Genomic DNA, 21,838 nt, shown 5'->3' with positions numbered 1-21,838 from the left:
GTGGCCGGCTCATGGCCACCTTGCTTTTCATTGGAGGAAACATGGCAAGAGAATTTCAGGTCCAGATAGACAGATCAACACGCGGTGCTGACCAAGCGTTCCCGCAATGGGAGAAGCTTGAAAAGGTGACCAGGGTAGAGACCAATGTCGGGCGTGACTATGAGTCTGATGAGATCTGGGCCGGTACCGCAGATATTGAATTTGAGTTCAACTCAGAGGATACGATTTACGCGACTGACGACACGGTAGACCTGGTGGACGATAGCTACGGCAATGGCTTTAGCTACATCTGCTCGGACTACTTCGACGTTGTCGCGGGGGATGAAGACAGCAAGCTCCGCTTGGTGAATGGTGTCCTTCAGTACAACAGCGGAAAGGGAGCGGTTTACACTGCTGCGCCCGTAGATGGTGCCAACACTAGCTACGACTGGCGTTTTAACTTTGACTCAATGTATGCCGCAATTGTTAAGCCCGGCGGTAGCTACGTTGTGGCTATGGTTGTTGAAGAGCTGAACTACAACGGTACTGCTCCGGCTGCTACCGAGCATGCAAAGGTGCATTGGTGGAGTGACGCCGGAGTGCTTCTCCAGGTGGATGAGTTCTTCAGTGCGACTATTGCGACAACCGGACAGACTCAGATAAAGGGTAAGGTCACTGCGCCTTCTACCGCCTATTACGTGACACTTGGATCTACGCCTACTGGTGTGAGCGCAACTACTCGATACTTCAAGTATTCGAAGTTTCAGATTCACAAGTACGATGCAGCTTACGAAGCAGCCAACGGAGGTAACTACCTCAAGCCATTCGTCATCGACAACTTGCGTACTACTGCGCCACAGGCAGGCACCAAGGTAAGGCTTGTGTCTCCCGGAAACCAGTTCGACATTAACCGCTGGTACCCGAAAGCGTTGCTCGGTACAAACGTCGGTAGACGAGACGGCAACGTGTACAACGTCATGCCGAATGCGTATGCGTTCGACACCATGACAACTGTGTCCGACTTCTTTACCGCTACTAACGCCACACTGAGTTTGCTAACCAGTGGTGTTATCTCCGGTACCAAGAGCTTGAACATTGCGACTACCGCAACTTCACCGGCGACAATCACCGTTGGAGCGTTGAGCACTACCTATGCAATTCCGGTTGATCCAGGGAAGACCTACGCATTTGGGTTCCTGGCGTACAACGCGATTGCTACTGCTTGCTCGGTCACAGTTACAGCCAACTTTGCCGGGGGTGGAAGTGCAAGCTTAGGTACTAATGTAATCGCTGCTTCAGCTCCTATTGGCTATGTAGGTTGGACTCTATCGGTACCAGCTGGTGTCTATGGTGTTCAGTTGGTCCTTAGCATCACCGGCGGTGTGCGAAACATCGTCATTGATGAGATGTCGCTGACAACCAATAACCTTGAGCCTGATCCTTATACCAATAAGCTCAGCTACCTCGGGGATTTTGAAAGCATTACTTCGCTGACTATTGCCAAGTACGTCAGCTCAAGTACATCTAGTGCGTTCTCGGTAGTGATGGATAGAAACAATGCACACTCGGGTAACAGATGCTTGAAGCTGACTAAGGCGAATGCTGTCACTACGGCGAACGTCCGATTTGGTGCAACCTCAAATGTGTTCCCGGTTTATACCGAGGCTAACAACACGCAAGCAACCGCAGGTGTGCCGTACGTCTTCACCTATTGGGCAAAGGCTAGTGCGGCGAACGCGAACACCAAGATTCAGACTCTGTACAAGAGCAACCTTGCACAGTCTGTTGTGACCAGTGGAACGCTGCGAGCATTGACTACGAGTTGGCAGCAGTACAAGGAAACCATCATCATTGCGCCTGGTGCTACCGCTCTGCATTTAGGTATTCAGGTAGTAGCCGATGCCTCACCGGCGATCGACATCTACATTGACGACCTAGACGTAAGGCGATTCACTGGCGGGTTCAGATCGGATCTATCTAGCGTCACTGCTAATAGTCGCATTTCCTACTACGATGTAGACACTATGCAAGCTGGTCAAGCTATCATGCATTACGGCAATGACTCGCTTGATGATGGTGGACGTTCATACAAAACTTACCACTCAGGTACTACACGTACTCGCTTCAAGGTGACCATCAAAAGCCTCGGGTCACAATGGGATATGCCAGTCGGTACAACAGCGTCAGTGAGCTTTAGCTCTATCTCGGGACGAATCCTCGGTTCGCCTAACTCGCCTAAGAGTGGCTACTTTGGTGGTGCATTCGCGGGTGACATCAGTGCGCCGATCACTCTGCCTACCAATGGTGGCTCAGTGACCGTGGACTTGCTAGGCCCTGATGTGCCGTTCTGTGCTCAAGTACCAATTATTTTTATGAATGTACCGCGTGGTGCATACACCGTTGGCTATGAGTTCATTGGTGAGTACATCGGGCCGGATGGATACCAAGCGAGCCCGGGAGTCAAGGAAGCATCCTTGCTTACTGGCGTGGTTGAGGTACGCGATGACTCTATTGAGTCAATGTCTACCGATGGGCAGAATAGAAGCATTACCAGGGTGAAGCTTGGATGTACTGATACGTTCGGCCAGCTAGGTAGCGTCAAGCTCGATTCGCCATATAAGCAAACGGTCTTGAATGATGATCCGCTGATCTATCTCCCATTGGATGACTCACTAGATGCGATTGGTAATCTGTCTGACAGGCTAGATGTTGACTTCTATGTGCGAACTCAAGGTGTCCCAAATAATTGGGGTGTCAGTGAAGACGGCACAACCAACCTCGCCGAAGAGGGAGGAAGCTTGCGTTTTGAGAATCCTCCGCTTACTGGTTTGGGTGCTACTCAAGGTCAGGTCATCTACGGTCAGTTCGATGGAACACTAATCGATAGGTACGAAGGTAGCTATGAGATCTGGTTTCAACGTGACACCACAGCCCCGGATATGATTGACAACCCCTTGTTCAACCACAACTTTGCGGCTGACAAGTCGGGAAAGATTTATGTGTGGATGGCCGGCTCACAGCTCTGGTATAAGTGGGGACAAGTTCCCGGTTCTTATCAGATTGTTGACATTGGCGAAGCTCGCCATGACGGTAAGCCGCACCATGTAGCGATGACCAAGGACAAGAACGGTCTAGTTCGTTGTTACTTTGATGGCTCGCAGGTGGCTTCATTCACGTCTACCGACCGAAATGTTAATCAAATGATTGTCGGTGGCGGTATCCCAGAAACCTACCAGTTCTATGCCGGTAACCTGGGACACTTTGCATGGTATGACCGTTGTCTACCTGGCTATGCGATTAACAATCACTGGCTTGCGGGTATCGACAATAGGCCAACAACTAATGAGGTAGCTCGCATCAAGTACATCTTGCAGAGTGCTAAGCAGCCAGGCATCTTGCCTATCTTGCACACTCGCAATGGTGATATGTCAACAGGATTGTCTACCTTGAATCCGGCTAGCTGGAACAGTGGTACTACACCGGCTGACTTGATAGTCAGTGCGTCTAAGTCTGCTGACGGCATCGTTTGGGCCGGGGGAGATGGAAGCTTCATCTACGAGAACAAGCAAAGCCGCTTTAACTACGGCAAAACTCAGAACAACGCTAAGTGGCTAATCTCAACTGGTGACAACTCTATCCAACCTGAAGGAGACTACGGAGCTAAGACCGATATTACCAAGATAGTTAACTCGGTAAGGGTGTCAGGTAAGTTCAACGGCTCAGAGAAGGCAACTACCTTCCCTGTAGGCGATAGGTTATCTCAGCGTTCATACTCAAAGGTTGGTAAGGACTTCAACACTGAACAGTATGACGCGGATGAAGCAAGGCAGACAGCGTCATGGGATGTCAAAACCCATAACAAGCCGGTGACCAGATACAAGACGCTGACATTCGTCAACCAGGCGAATGATGCTACAGACGACTTCTGTCGTAGGGTGCAGCCTGGCGACTATTTGTATGGAGATATTGTCAATAAGAACGGTCTAGGTGGTGGTTCATTGAACCACTTCGTTGAGCGAGTCAAGCACTACTTGACACCTAAGGCTGACGGTACTGCTTTATGGCAGACGGATATTGAGATCTCTCCGGCCTACAACCAGTTAGCATGGATCGTTGAAGATCCGGTGTACGGCAACCTAGACGGCAAGAACCGTCTTGCATACTAAAGAAAGGGAGCGCAATGCAACGCGCTAAACAAACATGGCAACAGTTCCAACACAAGATAACTGGGTGGCGGGGGAGTTCCCTACTGCTCAAAAGCTAAACAAGAATATTCGCGATGCGGTTAACTTCGCTCTCAATCCGCCACAAGCGATCATTGGTCGATACAGTACCAACCAGACTGGTCTAAGCGGTGGTACCGCTGTCCAGTTCGATACCATGGTTCTGGATAACGACAACATGACCAACGTGGCAGCGTTGAACACCAGGATTACTATTGTTACCCCTGGCATGTATGACATCAAGGTCACCGCGAGTCTTGCTGCCGGATCGGCTTTCGCTTCAGGTAGCTGGTCTGAGATGATTATCCGTAAGAACGGTACCGGTCTAGGTATCGCTCGCTCTATGCAACCTTCACCAGGTGGTGTAGGTGCGGCTATTGCTCACAATGCAGCGATTCCTAATGCCTGTGTAGCAGGAGACTACTTTGAGATCATCTGTAACGCTGGTGGTGGTGCGGCAAGCACTGCTGTTGCGAACGGTGGAGTTACCTTCTCTGCAAGGTGGCTCGGCTTCTAATACTTGTCATGCCTCCGATATGACAAACAAGAAAACCCCTCTACTAGGTTTAACTACTTGGTAGAGGGGTTCTTTTTTGTGCGATGGCCGGCGCACGGATAGTACTTAAGGCATAACTATGAGTTGACATAAGGCTAAGGCTTAGTGCAAGCTATACCTATGAGTACTCCACTGGTTATTGAAGCCCTGTACAAGGAAGTCCGGCACATGGTTCCGGCGGGAGAGACCTTCCCGATGGATGACCTGGCCACTTACAAGGAACGTGCACAAGCGTGGTTGAAGAACAACTCAGAGCTTTACACCCCGGAGATTGAAGGGGCCGACTGGCAAGAGGTCTACGAAACCTTCAAGTGAAAGCAAACGGCCCCGGTCACTCAGACCGGGGCCGCTTCATGTCTGGACTAGCTCACTCGGCGGATGTCCTCTGCCAAGTCGGTGAGATCACGGGTGCCGTGCTCATAGGCGGCCAGCTTCAACGGAGCAAGGCGAACAGCAGTCCGGCGACTAGAGATGTCCCTGACCAACTTGAGGGCTGTACGGCCCGTTGAGACGGCCTTATCCGAGTAGCCCGCAGCAAGGTAGGCGTGAGCCAACGTGGCAGTCTCGAATGCGGCGGAGCGAGAACCGGGCTTACGGCCCTTGAGAGCCTTGCTCACATCCTCAATGGCCTTCTCCGGAGCAGACAGCACCTGAGCTTGTCCGGTGACCCCGAGGATGTCAGGCCGGTTGAAGAACTTGTCCATGCCTTCATATTCACGCTCAGGCTTATAGAGCGAATAGGACTCCCAGGTAGTCGACACGTAGCGCTTGACGTGTTCTGGCCTGAGCTGACTTACGGCCCACGCTGAGTGTGCCGCTAGTCCCGCTTGATAGAGCTTGGACCCAATACGCCCGGCAGGAACTACGGCCAACTGAAAAAGCTTCAAGGCTTGCTCAGGATCACCGTAATGCATCTCAGCTTTACCGGATGAGAACAGCGCTCGACAACGGCCTAGGTCATCATCGTACTTAGCCGCTACTTCAAGAGCCCGGGAGAAGTGCGTCATGCCGATGTTGTACAAACCCCGGTCGATTGCACACCAACCGGCAAAGCTATTCACCCAACCTTCCATAGGTGCAAGCCGAGCACGAACAGCAGCAGGCATATCAGCTTGAAGCATCCTGCGGAGTTGTTGAATAAGAGCTTGCGCGGGGACAAGCTGACCGGAGTGTTCAGTCTCTATCCGCTGCAATGCGAGGAAGTATTGATTGAAGACCTCGGCATCAGACTTGCCTATCTTTGAATAGATCTGAGTTGGCCTGGTCAGATACTCGGCTTGCTCTACATCTTGACCAAGCATCGACTTGAGTGCGTAGTCAACCAGGTCAGGCGACTTAGCAGGCGGTTGAGCTACGGGGGAGTCATCCGTAAAGGCAAGTCCCATCTTGCCCGGCGGGATAGAGAAGGTCTTAGCGATGCGCTCAAAGACATCAATCATGATGACCTTGCGACCATGCATGATCTCGCTTACCTGGGAGTTGCCCCAACCAAGTTCATTGCCGATAGCGCGTTGAGTCCAGCCATGTGCTTTGAGCACCTTGAAGACTCCGGCTATGTCTCGGGTAGCCAAGACGTCGGCATATGCGCGCTTAGACCAGTCGGGCAACTCACGGTTCACGGGCATGCCCGGAGAGTACACCGCTTGGAGCACCACGAACGAGTAACCGCAGGTCAGGTACCCCGTGAAGAGATCACCGGCCGCTGTACCACGGATCAGGTAAGATGTCCATGTTCGCGTGCAGGCACCCCGGCTGCTCGAGTGCGACCTGCGTCTCCCGCGACGGCGCCAGCTCGTTCAACGGCCGCGCGGACTCGGTGAAGAAGCGGAAGGCGTCGAAGTGCCCGCACCGGATGTCCAGGGACTCCACGACCGCGTCGGTGCCCGCCGAGCCGAGCCGCAGCGGCACCTGGTTGTGCCGCACCGAATCGGCGGGCTCGCGGTACACCATCGCCCACTCGTGCAACCCGAAGCAGCTCAGCCGGGGCGCGCGGGACGCCGTCGCGGTCAGCAGGGCGAGGACGAACTCGGCCGTCCGCACCTTGCCCTCACCGAAGCCCGCCGGATCGAGCAGGACGCCCTCGGGCGTGGCGACGTACCCCTTGCGGTCCAGGAAGCGCCGCGCCGCGGGCCCGGCGAGCGCGACGCCGGGCCCGGGCTGCCACCGCTCGAGGTGGGACGGCCGGTACGAGTAGTACGTGAAGAGGAAGTCCAGTACCGGGTGCTTCTCGCCGCGCGCCCGCCGCTCCTGGTGCGGGCCGGTCCAGCGGCGCATCCGTGCGGTGTGCGCCGCCTCCCGGGCCAGCCAGTCCGCCTCGGCGAGTACTTCGGTCATGCGCCCACGTGGGTGCCGTCGCGCACCGTGCCCACGTACTCCTCGACCAGGTCTTCCAGCGCCACGACGCCGACGGCGTTCCCGTCCTCGTCCAGGGCCCGCGCGAGATGGCTGCGCTCCTTGCGCATGGCCGACAGCGCGACGTCGAGCCGGGCGTCGGCACGCAGTTCGGTCAGCGCGCGCGTCTTCGAGGACGGCACCGTCGTGCCCGGGTCCTGCCCGGCCAGGTCGAGGATGTCCTTGACGTGGATGTAGCCGGTCAGGCGCCCGTCGTCGGTGCACACCGGGAACCGCGAGAATCCGGTGGACGACACCGCCCGCTCGACCTCGCCGACGGTCGGCCCGCAGGGGAGCGTGGTCAGCTCGGCGGTCGGCACCAGGACGTCGGCGACCGTCTTCTGCACCGACGACAGCGTCTGGGCGAGCCGCTGGTGCTCGGACTGGTCGAGCAGGCCTTCGCGGCGCGACTCGCTGAGCAGCTCGGCCAGCTCGTCGGACGTGTAGGCCGTCTCCAGCTCGTCCTTCGGCTCGACGCGGAACGCGCGCAGCAGCGAGTTGGCCACGAAGTTCAGCAGCCAGATGAACGGGTTGGCCAGCTTCACCCACGCGACGTGCGCCGGCACCAGCCACAGCGCGAGCCGCTCGGGCTCGGCGATCGCGAGGTTCTTCGGCACCATCTCGCCGATCAGCACGTGCGCCACGGTGATGAACGCCAGCGCGATCGCGAAGGAGATCGGGTGCAGCAGCGCCTCGGGCAGGCCGAGGGCGTCGAAGCCCGCCGCCAGCCGGTGCGCGATCGCGGGCTCGCCGACGCGGCCCAGAAGCAGCGAGCAGATGGTGATGCCCAGCTGCGCGCCGGCGAGCATCAGCGAGACGTGCCTGCTCGCGTTGATGACGATCCGGGCGCGCGTCTTGCCCTGTTCCAGCAAGGCTTCGAGCCGGTCGCGCCGGGAGGAGATCAGCGTGAACTCCGCGCCGACGAAGAAGGCGTTGGCCAGCAGCAGGACGACGACGAGGGCGATGTTCAGCCAGTCGCTCACAACGCCACCTCCGCTTGCGGGGCCGGTTCCCGGACCGGGGCGACCTCGACCTCGGCGATCCGGCGCTTGTCCATCGTGGTCACGGTGAGCAGCCAGCCGTCGACCTCGGTGGCGTCCCCCTCGGCGGGGATCTTGCCCAGCCGCTCGAGGATCAGCCCGGCGATGGTCTCGTAGTCGCCGTCGGGCATCCGGAACCCGGTGACACTGGTGACCTCGTCCGCGCGCAGTTGCCCGGAGACCAGCCAGCTGTCCGCGCCGACCTGCTGGGAGGCCGGTGCTTCGCGCTCGTCGTGCTCGTCGCGGACGTCGCCGATGATCTCCTCGACGACGTCCTCCAGGGTCACCAGCCCGGCCGTGCCGCCGTACTCGTCGACGACGATGGCGAGCTGGAAGCGGGAGTCGCGCAAGCGCAGCAGCAGGTCGTCGCCGGGCAGGGACTCCGGCACGGTCGGCACCGGCCGCATGACCGAGCCGATCGGCACGGCGGCCCGGTCCGCCGCGGGCACGGCGAAGGCCTGCTTGACGTGCACGGCGCCGCGGACGTCGTCGAGGTCCTCGGCGTGCACCGGGAACCGGGAGAAGCCGGTGCGGCGGGAGATCTCGATGAGGTCTTCCACGGTGTCGTCGACGGCGAGCGATTCGAGCTGCACGCGCGGGGTCATCAGCTCCTCCGCGGTGCGCTCGCCGAACCGCAGCGAGCGGTCGAGCAGCTCGGCGGTGGACGTGTCGAGCGTGCCGCTTTCGGCGCTGGAGCGCACGATCGAGCCCAGCTCCTGCGGCGAGCGCGCGGACCGCAGCTCTTCCTGCGGTTCGACGCCGAACTTGCGCACGAGGAAGTTCGCGCTGTTGTTCATCAGCGTGATGAGCCAGCGGAAGAGCGAGGAGAACCGCGAGTGGTAGCCGGCGACCGCGCGGGCGGTCGGCAGCGGCCGGGCGATCGCGAGGTTCTTCGGCACCATTTCGCCGAGGATCATCGACAGCGACGTGGCGATGATCAGCGCGAGCACGATCGACGCGCCGCCGGCGAACCCGGCCGGCAGCCCGAGGCCGGTGAGCAGCGGCCGGACGAGCTCGCCGATCAGCGGCTCGGCCAGGTACCCGGTGATCAGCGTGGTCAGCGTGATCGCGACCTGGGCGCCGGAGAGCTGGAAGGACAGCGTCCGGTGGGCCTTCTGGACGGTCACCGCGCGGCGGTCGCCGACCTGGCGGACGTTGGCCTCGACGGTGCTGCGTTCCAGGGCGGTCAGCGAGAACTCGGCCGCGACGGCGAGCCCGGTGCCGATCGTCAGCAGGACGAAGAGGAGGACGCCGGCGACGGCGAGCAGGATCTGGATCATTCCGCACCCGCCTCGGTGGCGGGGGATGAACCTATCGGACAGCCGGGTCGGTCACCCGGCCCGGTACTGTCACCGGGTGACTGCGCTGCGCGCACGAAACGGTCACTCCTAGCGGTGAATCGGTGTGTACTGCGGTTATTGCGGACAATCTTAACGTGTCTTTCGCGCTCGCCGCTCGCGTACCGGGTGTGTCGGAGCGCTCATCCGCGGCTCGGCCGGTGCCGGCGCACGGTTTCTTCGACGAGGTCGAGCACCGGCCCCAGCCCGGCGGCCGGCAGGCCCATGGCCAGGTGCGAGACGAGTCCTTCGAGGACGAGCTCGAGGAAGGCGGTGAGGACGTCGACGTCGACGTCGTCCCGCAGGTTCCCGGCCTCGCGCTGGCGCAGCAGGCGCAGCCGGGTGGCGGTGGTGAGCTGCTCGGACCGTTCGGCCCACCGGCCCCGGAACTCGGGATCGGTGCGCAGCCGCCGGCTCACCTCCAGGCGTGTCCCGAGCCAGTCGGCGGGGTGGTCGCCCCCGGCGAGCAGGTCCCGCATGACCTGGACGAGGCCCTGTTCGGCGACGACGTCGGCCATCCGCAGGGCGTCGTCCTCGGCGAGGGCGAGGAAGAGCGATTCCTTGTCGCGGAAGTGGTGGAAGATGGCCCCGCGCGAGAGGCCGGTGGCTTCCTCCAGGCGCCGGACTGTGGCACCTTCGTAGCCGTAGCGCGCGAAGCAGACGCGCGAGCCGTCGAGGATCTGGCGCCGGCGTGCGTCGAGGTGATCCTGGCTTACGCGTGGCATCCTGAAATCCTGGCACCGCGGACTGGGAGTTCGCAATCCGTACGTACGTACTGTGACCGGGAGTGCAGGGAACCGCCCGGTTGCCCCCGCCGTCTGAACGTTGCGGCGATTCGCTGACACGAAGTGAGACGGTTGGCTAAGGTTTGCCCCATCACGGTGGGTGAGCTGAGGGGAAGGTGCGCGGTGATCATCGGTGAGGCCGGCGCGGCGGCCAGAGCGCTGTGGGGCGACGTCTTCGACACCCCGGGCCGCGTCTACGGCGGCGGCAAGGGCGGCCAGTTCAAGATGGACCCCGAAGAGCTCGCCGCGGTGATCGGCCAGTGGGAGGACCTGCTGGACAAGATCGTCGACGACGGCGAGAAGATCAAGGGTCTCCGGTTCGCCGACCGGCTGGCGCCGGGCCAGGACCCGGCCAGTGACAGCTACGCGTCGACGACCGGCGACTCGATTTCCGCCCTCCAGCGCCAGAACGACTCGATGCGCAAGTACGCGCAGGCGTACATCAAGAAGCTCAAGGAAGCCCAGTCGAAGACCGTGGTCACCGACCAGGATCTGTCGGACACCTTCAAGGCATAGGCGAACGAACCTCGTGCGAAGCAAAATCTGCGTCCTCGCCGTGTCCGTGGTCGTTTCCGCGGGACTGGCCACTGCCTGCAGCCCGACGACGGGGGGTGTCGCGTCCCCCGCGCCGAGCTCTTCGGCGCCGGCGGGCACGTCGTCGCCGGTGGACCCGGAAGTGCCCAAGGTGACCCAGCCGCCGCTCGACGCGGGCAAGTACGCCTCCGACCCGTGTGGACTGGTGCCGAAGGACCTGCTGGCTTCACTGCGGTACACGGATCCGGGCAAGTACACCCCGCAAGGGGACACGCCGGCCACCGCGGCGGGACCGTCCTGCCTGTGGAAGCTTTCCGGCGAAGGGCTCGGGCTCTCGGCCGCGCTCGGCACCGGCAACCGTGAGCAGGGGGCGGGCGGATTGGCCGGGGCGTACGCCGCCTACCGCTCCGGCAAGATCACCAAGTTCCTGGAGCGCGCCCCGGACGTCGACGGCTACCCGGCGATCTACGTCGACGTCCAGGACGAGCGCGCCCTCGGCAGTTGCGGCCTGGACGTCGGGATCGCCGACGACCTCGCGTTCAACGTGTACGCCCAGGGCTACCAGGGCCAGGACGACTCCTGCGCGGTGGCCAACCAGGTGGCGGCGAGCATCATCAAGACACTCAAGGGGGCCTGACGAGTGGACGGCAAGCAGATCTACGAGAACTTCAGACAGGGCGACACCAACGGTCTGCGCCAGGTGGCCGAGACGGTGCAGCAGCTGTCCGACGCCTACATGGAGCGGGGCGCGAGCATCAAGGCGCTGCAGTCGCGCATGGTGAACTCGTGGACCGGCGACGCCGCGGACGCGGCGAACGCCGGCGCCGGTCCGCTGGAACAGGCCTTCGCCGAAACCGCCGCGCCGCTCGACATCACCAAGGTTTCCGTCGACACCCAGGCTGCCGTCTTCGACTCCTCCAGCAATGCCGTCGTCGAAGTCCCGCCGAAGCCCGACAAGCCCAACCCCTGGACCACCGGGCTGAAAGCCGCGATCCCGATCGCCGGGCCGTTCATGGCCAAGGACGACATCGATTCCTACCAGGCCGGGATGGCCAAGTACAACGCCGCGAACGAGACCAACGTCCGCGTCATGGACCAGTACAGCAACGTCACCAGCGGCACGCGGGCCTCGCTCCCGACCGACTACGGCATCCTCGAGTCCGACGGTGCCGCCATCTCCGTGACCACCCCGGACGGCCCGGGCCGGGTCGAGCCGACCGACCGCAGCAAGTGGCTGCCCGGGCACCCCGGAGGTGATCCCGGCGGCGACGACCACACCTCGACCACCGGCTTCGATCCCGGGCAGACCGGCGGCGGGGACAAGCCCGGCGGGAACGGTGGCACGGGTGGCACCGGGGGCACGGGCGGCACCGGCGGAACCGGGGGCACCGGAGGAACGGGTGGTACCGGCGGCACCGGAGGGACCGGCGGCGACGACACGCACACCACCGGCACCGGCCGCCCGAACGTGCCGACGCGGCCGGGGCAGACCACCGACCAGCCCGGGAAGACGCCGCCGAACACCGGTGGGGTCGACTTCTATCCCACCAACACCGGGGGCGGCCAGAACTACGGCCCGAACTTCCCGAACTCCGGCGATCCCCACTCCGGCACCGGCGGCGGCCGCGGCCCGAACAGCGGGAACGCCGGCGGCCGGCTCCTCGACTCCACCGGCCGGGGAGGCTCCGGCACCGGCGGCGGGAGCGGGGCAGGCGGCGCAGGCGAACGCGCTCTCGGCAGCGGCCGCGGCTCCGGCATGGGCAGCCTGGGCAACGCCGCCGCCGCGGAGGCGGCCGCCGCGCGGTCGGCCGCCGGGCGCGGCGGGCAGATGGGGCCGATGGGTCCCGGCGGACGCCGGGGCGAAGGCGAAGAAGACGACGAGCACCAGCGGCCGGACTACCTGATCGAGGCCGATCCGGACGCGATCTTCGGCACCGACCAGCGGACCAGCCCGCCGGTCATCGGTGAATAGGGCGACCCGAGCGAACAAGAGGCAGGTGGACGTGGCAACAGGCCGGGTGGACGTTCCGGTCGAGGCGCTGGCCGCGCTGGCCGACCGGGAACAGGTCGGCCAGCTGCACCTCACCCTGCGCCCGGAGCCTCTGTGGCTCTCGGACGAGGAGCGTGCGGAAGCCGGCAAGCGGGTCGACGCCGCGCTCGCCGAGGCCGGGCTCGTCGATGCCCGCGGCCGGGCCACCGTCGACTTCCTCGACTGGCTTCCGCTGCTGGTCAGCCCCGCGCGGGAGTGCTACGGCTGGGTCGGCACCGGCGGCCGGACCTACGGCGTCCTCGCCGCCGCGAAGGGGCTGCAGGCCGTCCTCGCCGTCTCCGACGGGACGCACGTCGGCGTGCAGGAGATCGACCGGAACCGGCTGGCCGAGGCGCTCGTCGAGCAGCTGCCGCCGGTCGGGCCCGGCGGGGGACACCCGCGCACCGTCCGGGTGGCCGACCTGACCGAGGCCGCCCGGCGCGGGCAGGCCGCCTACCCGCTGGCCCCGGCCGTCGCCGACGTCGTCAGCCTCGTGCAGCGGCCCGTCTCGGGCAGCGGGGAGCTCTACGTCGGCCGTCGTGACGACGTCGGGCGGCACACCTGCCTGCAGCAGCCGCTGCACTACGCCGACACCGACTGGGGCCGCTACCTCAGCTACACCACCGGCTCGGGCGACGACGCCGTCATCCACATCGGCCCGGCGGGCCCGCAGGAGCTGGCCGACACGCTCACCGAGCTGGCCGGCACCCTGGGCTGAACGAAAAAAGCGTGCACGTGAATGCGCCCAGGCGCTAATGTGACAGCGCTGTTGTATCCGGGCGGGAGGACGCGCTGATGTACCCCGAGATCGAGCCCTACGACCACGGCCGGCTCGATGTCGGCGACGGCCACGAGATGTACTGGGAGACCTGCGGCAACCCGGACGGCAAGCCCGCGCTCGTCGTGCACGGCGGCCCCGGCTCCGGCTGCTCGGCGAACGTCCGCCGGTTCTTCGACCCCGCGCGCTACCGGATCGTCCTGGCCGACCAGCGCGGCTGCGGCCGCAGCACCCCGCACGCCGGTGCCCCGGTCGCCGACCTGTCCGCCAACACCACCGGCCACCTGGTCGCCGACTTCGAGCGCCTGCGCACCCACCTCGGCATCGAGAAGTGGTTGCTGTTCGGCGGTTCCTGGGGCTCCGTGCTCAGCCTGACCTACGCGCTGCGCCACACCGAGCGCGTCAGCGAAATGGTCCTGATGGGCCTCGCGACCGACCGGTACGTCGAGATCGAAATGCTCATCCGCGGCCTCGGCGCCTACTTCCCGGAGGGCTTCGCCAAGTTCCGCGAAGGCGTGCCGGAAGGCGAGCGCGACGACGACCTTTCGGCGGCCTACCACCGGCTCCTGATGGACCCGGACCCCGCCGTCCACCACCGGGCCGCGAAGGACTGGTGCGCCTGGGAGGACGCGATGCTGCCGGGCGTCCCGCCGCCCGATGTCTTCGAGGACCCGGCCTACCGGCTCTGCTTCGCCCGGATCGTCACGCACTACTTCAGCAACCGCGCGTTCCTCGAAGACGGCGAGATCCTGCGCCAGGCCGGGAAGCTCGCGGGCATCCCCGCGGTGCTGGCGCAGGGCGTGCTGGACACGAGCAACCTCGTCGGCACGCCCTGGCTGCTGCACCACGCCTGGCCGGGCAGTGAACTGGTGCTGCTCGGCGACGTCGGGCACACCGTGTCGGCCGCGTCGATGCAGGACGTCCTGATCGGCGCGACCGACCGGTTCGCGCTCAGGGGATGAGCAGGCCCGGCTCGCCTTCCGGGGCGAGCGCGGCTTCGGCGCGCCGCGTGCGATTGGCCTCGGCGAGCCGCAGCCCGGTGACGCGCAGCGGCAGCCGGTCCATGTTCCACTCCGCCAGCAGCAGCGCGATCTTCGCCTGCATTTCGGTGCGCAGGCGCAGGAACGAGTCGGCCGGGTCCGCGCCGACCTCGCCCAGCAGCAGCCACCACGCCCAGGCCGCCGCGCCCGCGTTGGCGACGAAGTCGGGCACCACCGCGATCCCGCGGGCCGACAGCGCGGCTTCCGCGTCCGGCGTCGTCGCCGCGTTGGCCGCTTCGACGACCACCTTGGCCTTCACCACGCTCTCGTTGTCCGGCCGCAGCGCGTAGGAGATCGCGGCCGGCACGAGGATGTCCGCGTCGATCCCGACGATCGTCTCGCGCGGCAGCGAACGGACTCCGGCGGGCAGCGGGGAGCGGTCCACCTCGCCGAAGCGGTCACGCAGGTCCAGCAGCGCCGGGACGTCGAGCCCGGCCGGGTCGTACAGCGTGCCCGCGGCGTCGGCCACCGCGACCACCTTCACGCCGGCTTCGTGCAGGTACCAGGCCGCGCCGCCGCCCATCGTGCCGATGCCCTGGATCGCCACCGTCGTCTCGCGCACATTCCAGTCCCACGCCGCCGCGACGCCCAGGCACGCCTGCGCCACGCCGTAGCCGCCGACGACGTCGCCGAGCAGCAGCCCGCCGGGGACCGGCGCGTTCAGGCCCGCCTGCACCCGGCGCAGGGTGCGCGCCGGATCGGCCGAACGGCGGATCGCCGCGTGGTACGACTGCTCCAGCCCGAGCTCGGCGAACACCGAGTCGATCAGGTGCTGGGGGACGCCCAGGTCCTCGGCGGTCACCCAGTGCGCGTCCAGCCACGGCCGCAGGAACGCGCAGAAACGCTTCAGCACGTCGAAGGCGCGCGGGTCCTTGGGGTCGAAGTCGATGCCGCCCTTGGCCCCGCCGACCGGCAGGTTGAAGGTCGCGGTCTTGTTCGCCATGCCCCGGGCGAGGTCCTCGACCTCGGACATCGTGCAGCCGGCCCGCATCCGGGTGCCGCCGGTGGCGACGCCGGAGACCAGGCTGTGCACGACCAGGTAGCCGTGCGCGCCAGTGACGGGGTCGGTCCACGTGAGCCGCATCAGCGGTTCGGCGGGGGTCATCGGGCCACTCACCTCCAGGGAAGTCCGGGGCGGCCTCGTGACCGCCATCACGAGCGTGCGCCCCCGGTGGCCCGCCCGTCCATTTAACGCTGCTGCACGATCTCGTTTAAGTTTTGTGTATGGAGCTTTCGTTGCACCGCTTGCGGATGCTGCGCGAGCTGCACCGCCGGGGCACGGTCACGGCGGCGGCCGCGGCCCTGCACTACACCGCTTCGGCGGTGTCGCAGCAGCTTGCGCAGCTCGAGCGGGACGTGGGGGCGAAGCTGTTCGAACGGCTCGGCCGGCGCGTCCAGCTGACCGAGCTCGGCACCCTGCTCACCGAGCACGCCGAGGAGATCCTCGGCTCGGTCGAGCGGGCGACCCTCGCCCTGGAGGAGGCCCAGGACGCCCGCACGGTCCGGCTGACCGCGGGGGTGTGGGCGTCGGTGGCCTCCGGCCTCCTGCCCACGGCGCTGACCGCCCTGGCCGGCGCGCACCCCGGCATCGAGGTGCGCACCCGCGAACTGGCCCCCGAAGACACCGCGGAAGCGGTCCGGGACGGCAGCCTCGACCTCTCCTTCGTCATCGACTACTCCGACGCGCCGACGCCGTGGGACGCCGGACTGGAACGCGCGGTCGTCGCCGTCGAACGGCTGCACGCCGCGGTGCCGCGGGGTGCCGTGCCGTCCGGGTCGGCGGCCCTGGACGAGCTGGCCGAGCACCCGTGGATCCTGGCCGGCGCCAAGTCGCACTTCGGCCGCGCGATGCGCACCGCCTGCCAGCGGCACGGCTTCTCGCCGAAGATCAACCACGAGGTCGAAGAGCAGTCGACGGCGATGGCGATGGTGGGGGCCGGGCTCGGCATCACCCTCGTGTCCGACCTGGGCCTGCGCCTGCTGCGGCCGCCCGGGATCGACGTCGTCACGCTCACCACGCCGCTGCTGCGGACGGTGTCGATCGCCTACCGGCGCACCGCGTTCCGGCGGCCCGCGCTGCACCTCGTGATCGACGCGGTGCGGGCTTCCGCGGCCGAGCTCGGACTCGGTACCGAACCGGCTTTGCCCTGATCAGGGACTTCTTACAGGGTGGTGAACACCTCCCGGCCCGCAGGATCCGCCCTGAATTTGTCGTACCCCGCGTGTAGCGTCCGAAGGCGAGAAGTTCCCCACCCACGGAACAGGAACGGACATGACAGCGGTGCACGATTTCCCCGAGAAGTCGGGTAGTGCGTCGAACCGCACCGCGCGGGTCCTGGCGGATCGCGCGGCCGGCGAGGCGTACGTCGCATCGGTGTGCTTCAAGCACGGACCACCGCGCCTGACCGGCGTGGAGCTGGAGTTCACCGTGCACCATGCCGACGACCCGGCCAGACCCCTCGATCCCGACGTCCTCGCCGCGGCGCTGGGCCCGCACACCCCGCGGACGCTCCGCCCCGGCAGCCCCGCCGCACCTCTCCCGGCCGGCTCGCCCGTGAGCCTCGAACCCGGGTGCCAGGTCGAGATTTCCGCCCTTCCCCAGGCCTCGCTGCGTGAGCTCGACGCAGTCGTCACGGCCGACCTCCTCCACCTGCGTGACAGCCTCGCCCGGCACGACCTCGTCCTGGGCGAAACGGGCATCGACGCCCACCGCGCGCCCCGCCGGCTCCTCCACACCCCGCGGTACGCGGCCATGGAGCGCCGGTTCGCGCCGATCGGTCCCGGCGGCCTCACCATGATGTGCAGCACCGCCGGCCTGCAGGTCTGCGTCGACGCGGGGGAGCCCGAGCACTACGCGGCGCGGTGGGCGGCCGCGCACGCGATGGGCCCGCCGCTGCTCGCCCTCTTCGCCAACTCCCGCGTCCACGCCGGACGGGACACGGGACACGCCTCCGCCCGCTGGCTGGCGGTGCACGACACGGAAGCGGTGCGCACGCGCACGGCCGCCGTGGCGGGCGACGACCCGGCCGGCGCGTGGGCGGAGCGCCTGATGGACGTCCCCCTGATGGTGCTGCCCCGCGGCGACCGGCCGTGGGACGCGCCCGAGGGGCTGACGTTCGCCGACTGGATCGACGGCCGGGGCGCGGCGGCGCTGCTGCCGCGGCCGACGGTGGCCGACCTCGACTACCACCTCACGACCATGTTCACGCCGGTCCGCCCGCAGGGCTACCTGGAGATCCGGTACCTCGACGCGCAACCGCCGGACGAGTGGCTGGCCCCGGTCGCCCTGGTGTCGGCGCTGCTCGCCCGGCCGGCCACCGTCGAGAAGGTGCGCGAGATCTGCGCGCCGGTCGACGGCCGGTGGACCGCGGCGGCGCGGCGCGGCCTGGCCGACCCGGACCTGGCGGCCGCCGCGGCGGCATTGGCCGGCCTCGGCTGCGCCGAGCTGGGCGTGACGGGGCTGGCGGAGGAGTCGATCACCGGGATCAGCGAGAGCGTGCTGGGGCGCGCGGACCGATCGAGGAGCGAAGCATGAGCACGGAAGCACTGGGCGAACTGAACGCGCAGGACCTGCGCGCGCGGGCGGCGGAGGCGCTGACCCGGGCGCGGGCGCGCAGCGTCGCGCTGACCGACGCGGTCGACGACGAAGACCTCGTCCGCCAGCATTCGAAGCTGATGTCGCCGCTGGTCTGGGACCTGGCGCACATCGGCGTCCAGGAGGAGCTGTGGCTGGTCCGCGACGTCGGCGGCCGGGAACCGCTGCGCCCGGACATCGATGACATCTACGACGCCTTCCAGCACGCCCGCGCCGACCGGCCGGAGCTGCCGCTGCTCGGCCCGGCCGAGGCGCGCGCGTACGTCAAGCAGGTCCGCGAGAAGGCCTTCGACGTGCTGGAGCACGCGCCGATGGAAGGCCGGCGGCTGACCGAGCAGGCGTTCGCGTTCGGCATGATCACCCAGCACGAGCAGCAGCACGACGAGACGATGCTGGCCACCCACCAGCTCCGCAAGGGCGACCCGGTGCTGCACGCGCCGGAGCCGCCGCCCGCACGGTCCGGCACGCTGCCGGCCGAGGTCCTGGTCCCGGGCGGGGCCTTCACGATGGGCACGTCGGCCGAGCCGTGGGCCCTGGACAACGAGCGTCCGGCGCACGAGGTCGCCGTCGAGGCGTTCTGGATGGACACGGTGCCGGTGACCTGTGGTGCCTACGCCGAATTCCTCGACGGCGGCGGCTACGACGACCGGCGGTGGTGGAGCGAGGCCGGCTGGGCCTACCGGACCGGAAACTCCATCACCGCGCCGCGGTTCTGGAAGCGGGAACAGGACGGCTGGTGGCGGACCCGCTTCGGCGTCTACGAGCGGCTGCCGGCCGACGAGCCGGTCGTGCACGTCTCCTACTACGAGGCCGAGGCGTACGCGGCCTGGGCCGGGCGGCGGCTGCCGACCGAGGCGGAGTGGGAGAAGGCGGCGCGGTTCGACCCGGCCACCGGCCGGTCGCGCCGGTTCCCCTGGGGCGACGAGGAACCGGCGGCCGAGCACGCCAACCTCGGCCAGCGGCACCTGCGCCCGGCGCCGGCGGGGGCGTACCCGGCCGGCGCGTCGCCGACCGGGGTGCACCAGCTGATCGGCGACGTCTGGGAGTGGACGTCGACCGATTTCCACGGCTACCCGGGGTTCTCCGCCTTCCCGTACCGGGAGTACTCGGAGGTCTTCTTCGGACCCGAGTACAAGGTGCTGCGCGGCGGGTCGTTCGGCACCGACTCGGCGGCCATCCGGGGCACCTTCCGCAACTGGGACTACCCGATCCGGCGGCAGATCTTCGCCGGCTTCCGCACCGCCCGCGACGCGGCCCCCGGCGAGGTGGGGTAGGCGCATGTGCCGCCACATCGGCTACCTCGGCGAGCCGCTCTCGCCCGCCGAGGCGCTCTTCCACGCCCCGCATTCCCTGCTGGTGCAGTCGTACGCGCCGGCGGACATGCGTGGCGGCGGCTCGGTCAACGCGGACGGGTTCGGGCTGGGGTGGTACCCCGGCCCGGGCTCGCCGCCGCTGCGCCACCGGCGTTCGACTCCACTGTGGACGGACGAGACGCTGCCGCCGCTGGCCGCGGCGGTCACTTCGGGCGCGTTCGTCGCCGCGGTCCGCAACGGCACCACCGGCCTGCCGGTGACCGAGGCGGCCGCGGCGCCGTTCACCGCCGGGCCGTGGCTGTTCAGCCACAACGGCGTCGTCCGCGGCTACCCGGATTCGCTCGCGGAACTGGCGAAGACCCTGCCGGTCACCGAACTGCTGACCCTGGAGGCGCCGACGGACTCGGTGGTGCTCTGGGCGCTGCTGCGCGCCCGGCTCGCCACGGGCGCGGACCCGCTGACGGCGGTGGCGGAGCTGACCCTCGCCGTCGAAGCGGCCGCGCCCGGCTCCCGGCTGAACTTCCTGCTCACCGACGGCACCACGCTGATCGGCACGACCTGGACGCACGCACTGTCCGTGCTGGAGACCCCGGCCGGAGTGTGGCTGGCGTCCGAACCCTTCGACGGCGACCCGCGCTGGCGGCCCGTCCCCGACCACCACGCCGTGCGCGCCACCGCGGCCGGCGTCGACCTGCTTCCCCTGACCCAGGAGCTGTCATGACCGAAGTCGATCTCGACCACCACCGCTCCGGCGACGCCGTCACCGCGGAACTGCGCGCGGACGTCGTCGCCGGGCTCACCGCGCCGCAGAAGTGGCTGCCGCCCAAGTGGTTCTACGACGCCGACGGCAGCGAGCTGTTCGAGAAGATCACCCAGCTGCCGGAGTACTACCCGACCCGCAGCGAGCGCGAGGTGCTGGCCGCGCACGCCGGCGACGTCGCCGAGCTGACCGGCGCGCACACTCTCGTCGAACTCGGCTCGGGATCGAGCGAGAAGACCCGCCTGCTGCTCGACGCGCTCACCGGCCACGGCACCCTGGAGGCGTTCGTCCCCCTGGACGTGTCCGAATCCGCGCTGGCCGAGGCCGCCGAGGCGATCTCGAAGGACTACCCGGGGCTGGCGGTGCGCGGGGTCGTCGGCGACTTCACCCAGCACCTCGACCTGCTGCCGGACGGCCAGCCGCGGGTGGTCGCCTTCCTCGGCGGCACGATCGGCAACTTCCTGCCCGCCGAACGCGCGACCTTCCTGCAGTCGGTCCGGGAGGTGCTCGACGAGGGGGAGTGGCTGCTGCTCGGCACCGACCTCGTCAAGGACCCCCGGATCCTCGAACGCGCCTACGACGACGCGGCCGGCGTCACGGCGGAGTTCGACAAGAACGTGCTGCGGGTGATCAACGCCCGGCTCGGCGCGAACTTCGACGTCGACGAGTTCGAGCACGTCTCCTATTGGGACGCGGAAAACGAGTGGATCGAGATGCGCCTGCGGGCCCGGCGGGCGCTGACCGTCGAGATCCCGGGAGCGGACCTGACGGTGAGCTTCGCCGAGGGCGAGCACGTCCGGACGGAGATCTCGGCGAAGTTCCGCCCGAGCGGCGTCGAGGCGGAGCTGGCCGCGGCCGGGTTCGCCCTCGAGCACTGGTGGACCGACTCCCAGCAGCGGTTCGGGGTGAGCCTGGCAAAATCCGTGCGTGGCTAATCCTCTCCGCGCGCTGGCGCGGGCCGCCGGCACGAAACCGTGGCTGATGCGCACAGCCCGGTTCGTCGTGTGGGCGGACCAGAAACTGCACAAGGCGTTCGGCGGCCGGGTGAGCCTCGTGGCGCTCGCCGGGCTGCCGTCCCTGCGCCTCACGACGACGGGCCGCAAGAGCGGGCTGCCCCGCAGCACCAACCTGCTCTACTACCCCCGCGGAGACGGCTTCGTGCTGACGGCCTCGAACTGGGGCCGCCCCCACGACCCAGCCTGGGCGCACAACCTGCGGGCGAACCCGAAGTGCACGGTGGCCCTGGCGGGCAAGCCGGTCGACGTCGTCGCGCGGGAACTGCACGGCGAGGAGTACGAGCGGATGTGGGCGGAGCTGCTGGCGTTCTGGCCGGGGTATGCGATGGAGCAGCGCGAGGCGGCCCGGCGGTTGCCGGTTTTCGTGCTTGCTCGGGTGGCTCGATAGGTTCTGACCATCCGTTCGGCCGGTGCCGGGATTCACCGGTTTGTGCCAGTCTCTCCCGGGTAACGCGCCGTGAC

At 66.3% G+C, this 21,838-nt stretch carries 19 protein-coding genes and 1 pseudogene; 14 read left to right on the top strand and 6 right to left on the bottom strand.

What is annotated here, in order from left to right; all coding sequences use genetic code 11:
- Nucleotides 1-11 precede the first annotated feature (11 nt).
- From ACWDN5_RS07835 to ACWDN5_RS07825, 3 genes are all read left to right on the top strand, one after another.
- A complete protein-coding gene (locus ACWDN5_RS07835; protein WP_449675326.1) occupies nucleotides 12-4,145 on the top strand; it encodes a hypothetical protein in 4,134 nt (1,377 codons plus the stop codon).
- 64 nt (nucleotides 4,146-4,209) lie between these two features.
- Nucleotides 4,210-4,719 (top strand): hypothetical protein, encoded by a 510-nt coding sequence (locus ACWDN5_RS07830; RefSeq protein WP_449675324.1) that lies wholly within the window; start codon nucleotides 4,210-4,212, stop codon nucleotides 4,717-4,719.
- 159 nt (nucleotides 4,720-4,878) lie between these two features.
- Nucleotides 4,879-5,073, top strand: a complete 195-nt coding sequence (locus ACWDN5_RS07825) for a hypothetical protein (protein ID WP_449675322.1) — start codon at nucleotides 4,879-4,881, stop codon at nucleotides 5,071-5,073.
- A 47-nt stretch (nucleotides 5,074-5,120) separates the two neighbouring features.
- On the opposite strand, the gene ACWDN5_RS07820 is transcribed toward ACWDN5_RS07825, so the two are convergent.
- From ACWDN5_RS07820 to ACWDN5_RS07800, 5 genes and pseudogenes are all read right to left on the bottom strand, one after another.
- A complete protein-coding gene (locus ACWDN5_RS07820; RefSeq protein WP_449675320.1) occupies nucleotides 5,121-6,383 on the bottom strand; it encodes a helix-turn-helix domain-containing protein in 1,263 nt (420 codons plus the stop codon).
- 97 nt (nucleotides 6,384-6,480) lie between these two features.
- A pseudogene (locus ACWDN5_RS07815) lies at nucleotides 6,481-7,092 on the bottom strand (3-methyladenine DNA glycosylase); the annotation flags it as partial.
- Nucleotides 7,089-8,132 carry a hemolysin family protein gene (locus ACWDN5_RS07810; protein WP_310973009.1) on the bottom strand — a complete coding sequence of 348 codons (1,044 nt, stop codon included), beginning with the start codon at nucleotides 8,130-8,132 and terminating at the stop codon, nucleotides 7,089-7,091. The gene ACWDN5_RS07810 and the pseudogene ACWDN5_RS07815, both read right to left, overlap by 4 nt.
- The gene (locus tag ACWDN5_RS07805; RefSeq protein WP_310973008.1) at nucleotides 8,129-9,469 is read right to left on the bottom strand and encodes a hemolysin family protein; all 1,341 of its coding nucleotides are present in this window, start codon (nucleotides 9,467-9,469) and stop codon (nucleotides 8,129-8,131) included. Before ACWDN5_RS07805 ends, ACWDN5_RS07810 begins: the two co-directional genes overlap by 4 nt.
- Nucleotides 9,470-9,669: 200 nt before the next feature.
- Nucleotides 9,670-10,251, bottom strand: coding sequence for a TetR/AcrR family transcriptional regulator (locus tag ACWDN5_RS07800; protein ID WP_043784004.1), 582 nt, complete (start codon nucleotides 10,249-10,251; stop codon nucleotides 9,670-9,672).
- A gap of 183 nt (nucleotides 10,252-10,434) precedes the next feature.
- On the opposite strand from ACWDN5_RS07800, the gene ACWDN5_RS07795 reads away from it, so the two are divergent.
- From ACWDN5_RS07795 to pip, 5 genes are all read left to right on the top strand, one after another.
- The gene (locus tag ACWDN5_RS07795) at nucleotides 10,435-10,827 is read left to right on the top strand and encodes a hypothetical protein (RefSeq protein ID WP_310973007.1); all 393 of its coding nucleotides are present in this window, start codon (nucleotides 10,435-10,437) and stop codon (nucleotides 10,825-10,827) included.
- 13 nt (nucleotides 10,828-10,840) lie between these two features.
- Nucleotides 10,841-11,482, top strand: a complete 642-nt coding sequence (locus ACWDN5_RS07790; RefSeq protein ID WP_449675317.1) for a DUF3558 domain-containing protein — start codon at nucleotides 10,841-10,843, stop codon at nucleotides 11,480-11,482.
- A gap of 3 nt (nucleotides 11,483-11,485) precedes the next feature.
- Entirely contained in the window at nucleotides 11,486-12,817 is a 1,332-nt protein-coding gene (locus ACWDN5_RS07785; protein ID WP_449675315.1) for a hypothetical protein, read from the top strand.
- A 46-nt stretch (nucleotides 12,818-12,863) separates the two neighbouring features.
- Nucleotides 12,864-13,592 carry an ESX secretion-associated protein EspG gene (locus ACWDN5_RS07780; RefSeq protein WP_310973234.1) on the top strand — a complete coding sequence of 243 codons (729 nt, stop codon included), beginning with the start codon at nucleotides 12,864-12,866 and terminating at the stop codon, nucleotides 13,590-13,592.
- A gap of 74 nt (nucleotides 13,593-13,666) precedes the next feature.
- Nucleotides 13,667-14,614, top strand: coding sequence for a prolyl aminopeptidase (pip, locus tag ACWDN5_RS07775; protein WP_449675411.1), 948 nt, complete (start codon nucleotides 13,667-13,669; stop codon nucleotides 14,612-14,614).
- Here pip and ACWDN5_RS07770 read toward each other — a convergent pair.
- Entirely contained in the window at nucleotides 14,604-15,797 is a 1,194-nt protein-coding gene (locus ACWDN5_RS07770; protein WP_449675313.1) for a Glu/Leu/Phe/Val dehydrogenase dimerization domain-containing protein, read from the bottom strand. The genes pip and ACWDN5_RS07770 overlap by 11 nt on opposite strands.
- Nucleotides 15,798-15,916: 119 nt before the next feature.
- Here ACWDN5_RS07770 and ACWDN5_RS07765 point away from each other — a divergent pair, with 119 nt between their 5' ends.
- The 6 genes from ACWDN5_RS07765 to ACWDN5_RS07740 all read left to right on the top strand — a co-directional run bounded on the left by ACWDN5_RS07765 (nucleotide 15,917) and on the right by ACWDN5_RS07740 (nucleotide 21,764).
- Nucleotides 15,917-16,843: a LysR family transcriptional regulator gene (locus ACWDN5_RS07765; protein ID WP_310973003.1), complete on the top strand. Its 927-nt coding sequence runs from the start codon at nucleotides 15,917-15,919 to the stop codon at nucleotides 16,841-16,843.
- A gap of 121 nt (nucleotides 16,844-16,964) precedes the next feature.
- Nucleotides 16,965-18,227: a glutamate-cysteine ligase family protein gene (locus ACWDN5_RS07760; RefSeq protein WP_449675311.1), complete on the top strand. Its 1,263-nt coding sequence runs from the start codon at nucleotides 16,965-16,967 to the stop codon at nucleotides 18,225-18,227.
- Nucleotides 18,224-19,561 carry an ergothioneine biosynthesis protein EgtB gene (gene egtB, locus ACWDN5_RS07755; protein ID WP_449675309.1) on the top strand — a complete coding sequence of 446 codons (1,338 nt, stop codon included), beginning with the start codon at nucleotides 18,224-18,226 and terminating at the stop codon, nucleotides 19,559-19,561. The genes ACWDN5_RS07760 and egtB overlap by 4 nt, the downstream gene beginning before the upstream one ends.
- Nucleotides 19,562-19,565: 4 nt before the next feature.
- Nucleotides 19,566-20,321, top strand: coding sequence for an ergothioneine biosynthesis protein EgtC (gene egtC, locus ACWDN5_RS07750; RefSeq protein ID WP_310973000.1), 756 nt, complete (start codon nucleotides 19,566-19,568; stop codon nucleotides 20,319-20,321).
- A complete protein-coding gene (egtD, locus tag ACWDN5_RS07745; protein WP_449675307.1) occupies nucleotides 20,318-21,295 on the top strand; it encodes an L-histidine N(alpha)-methyltransferase in 978 nt (325 codons plus the stop codon). The genes egtC and egtD overlap by 4 nt, the downstream gene beginning before the upstream one ends.
- A gap of 46 nt (nucleotides 21,296-21,341) precedes the next feature.
- On the top strand, nucleotides 21,342-21,764 hold the full coding sequence (locus tag ACWDN5_RS07740; protein ID WP_449675409.1) for a nitroreductase family deazaflavin-dependent oxidoreductase: 423 nt from the start codon (nucleotides 21,342-21,344) through the stop codon (nucleotides 21,762-21,764).
- Nucleotides 21,765-21,838: the final 74 nt, after the last annotated feature.

It is taken from the genome of Amycolatopsis sp. NPDC003731, from assembly GCF_053586895.1.
Note: the sequence above shows the minus strand (reverse complement) of the source record. Positions and strands in the feature narration are given on the sequence as shown.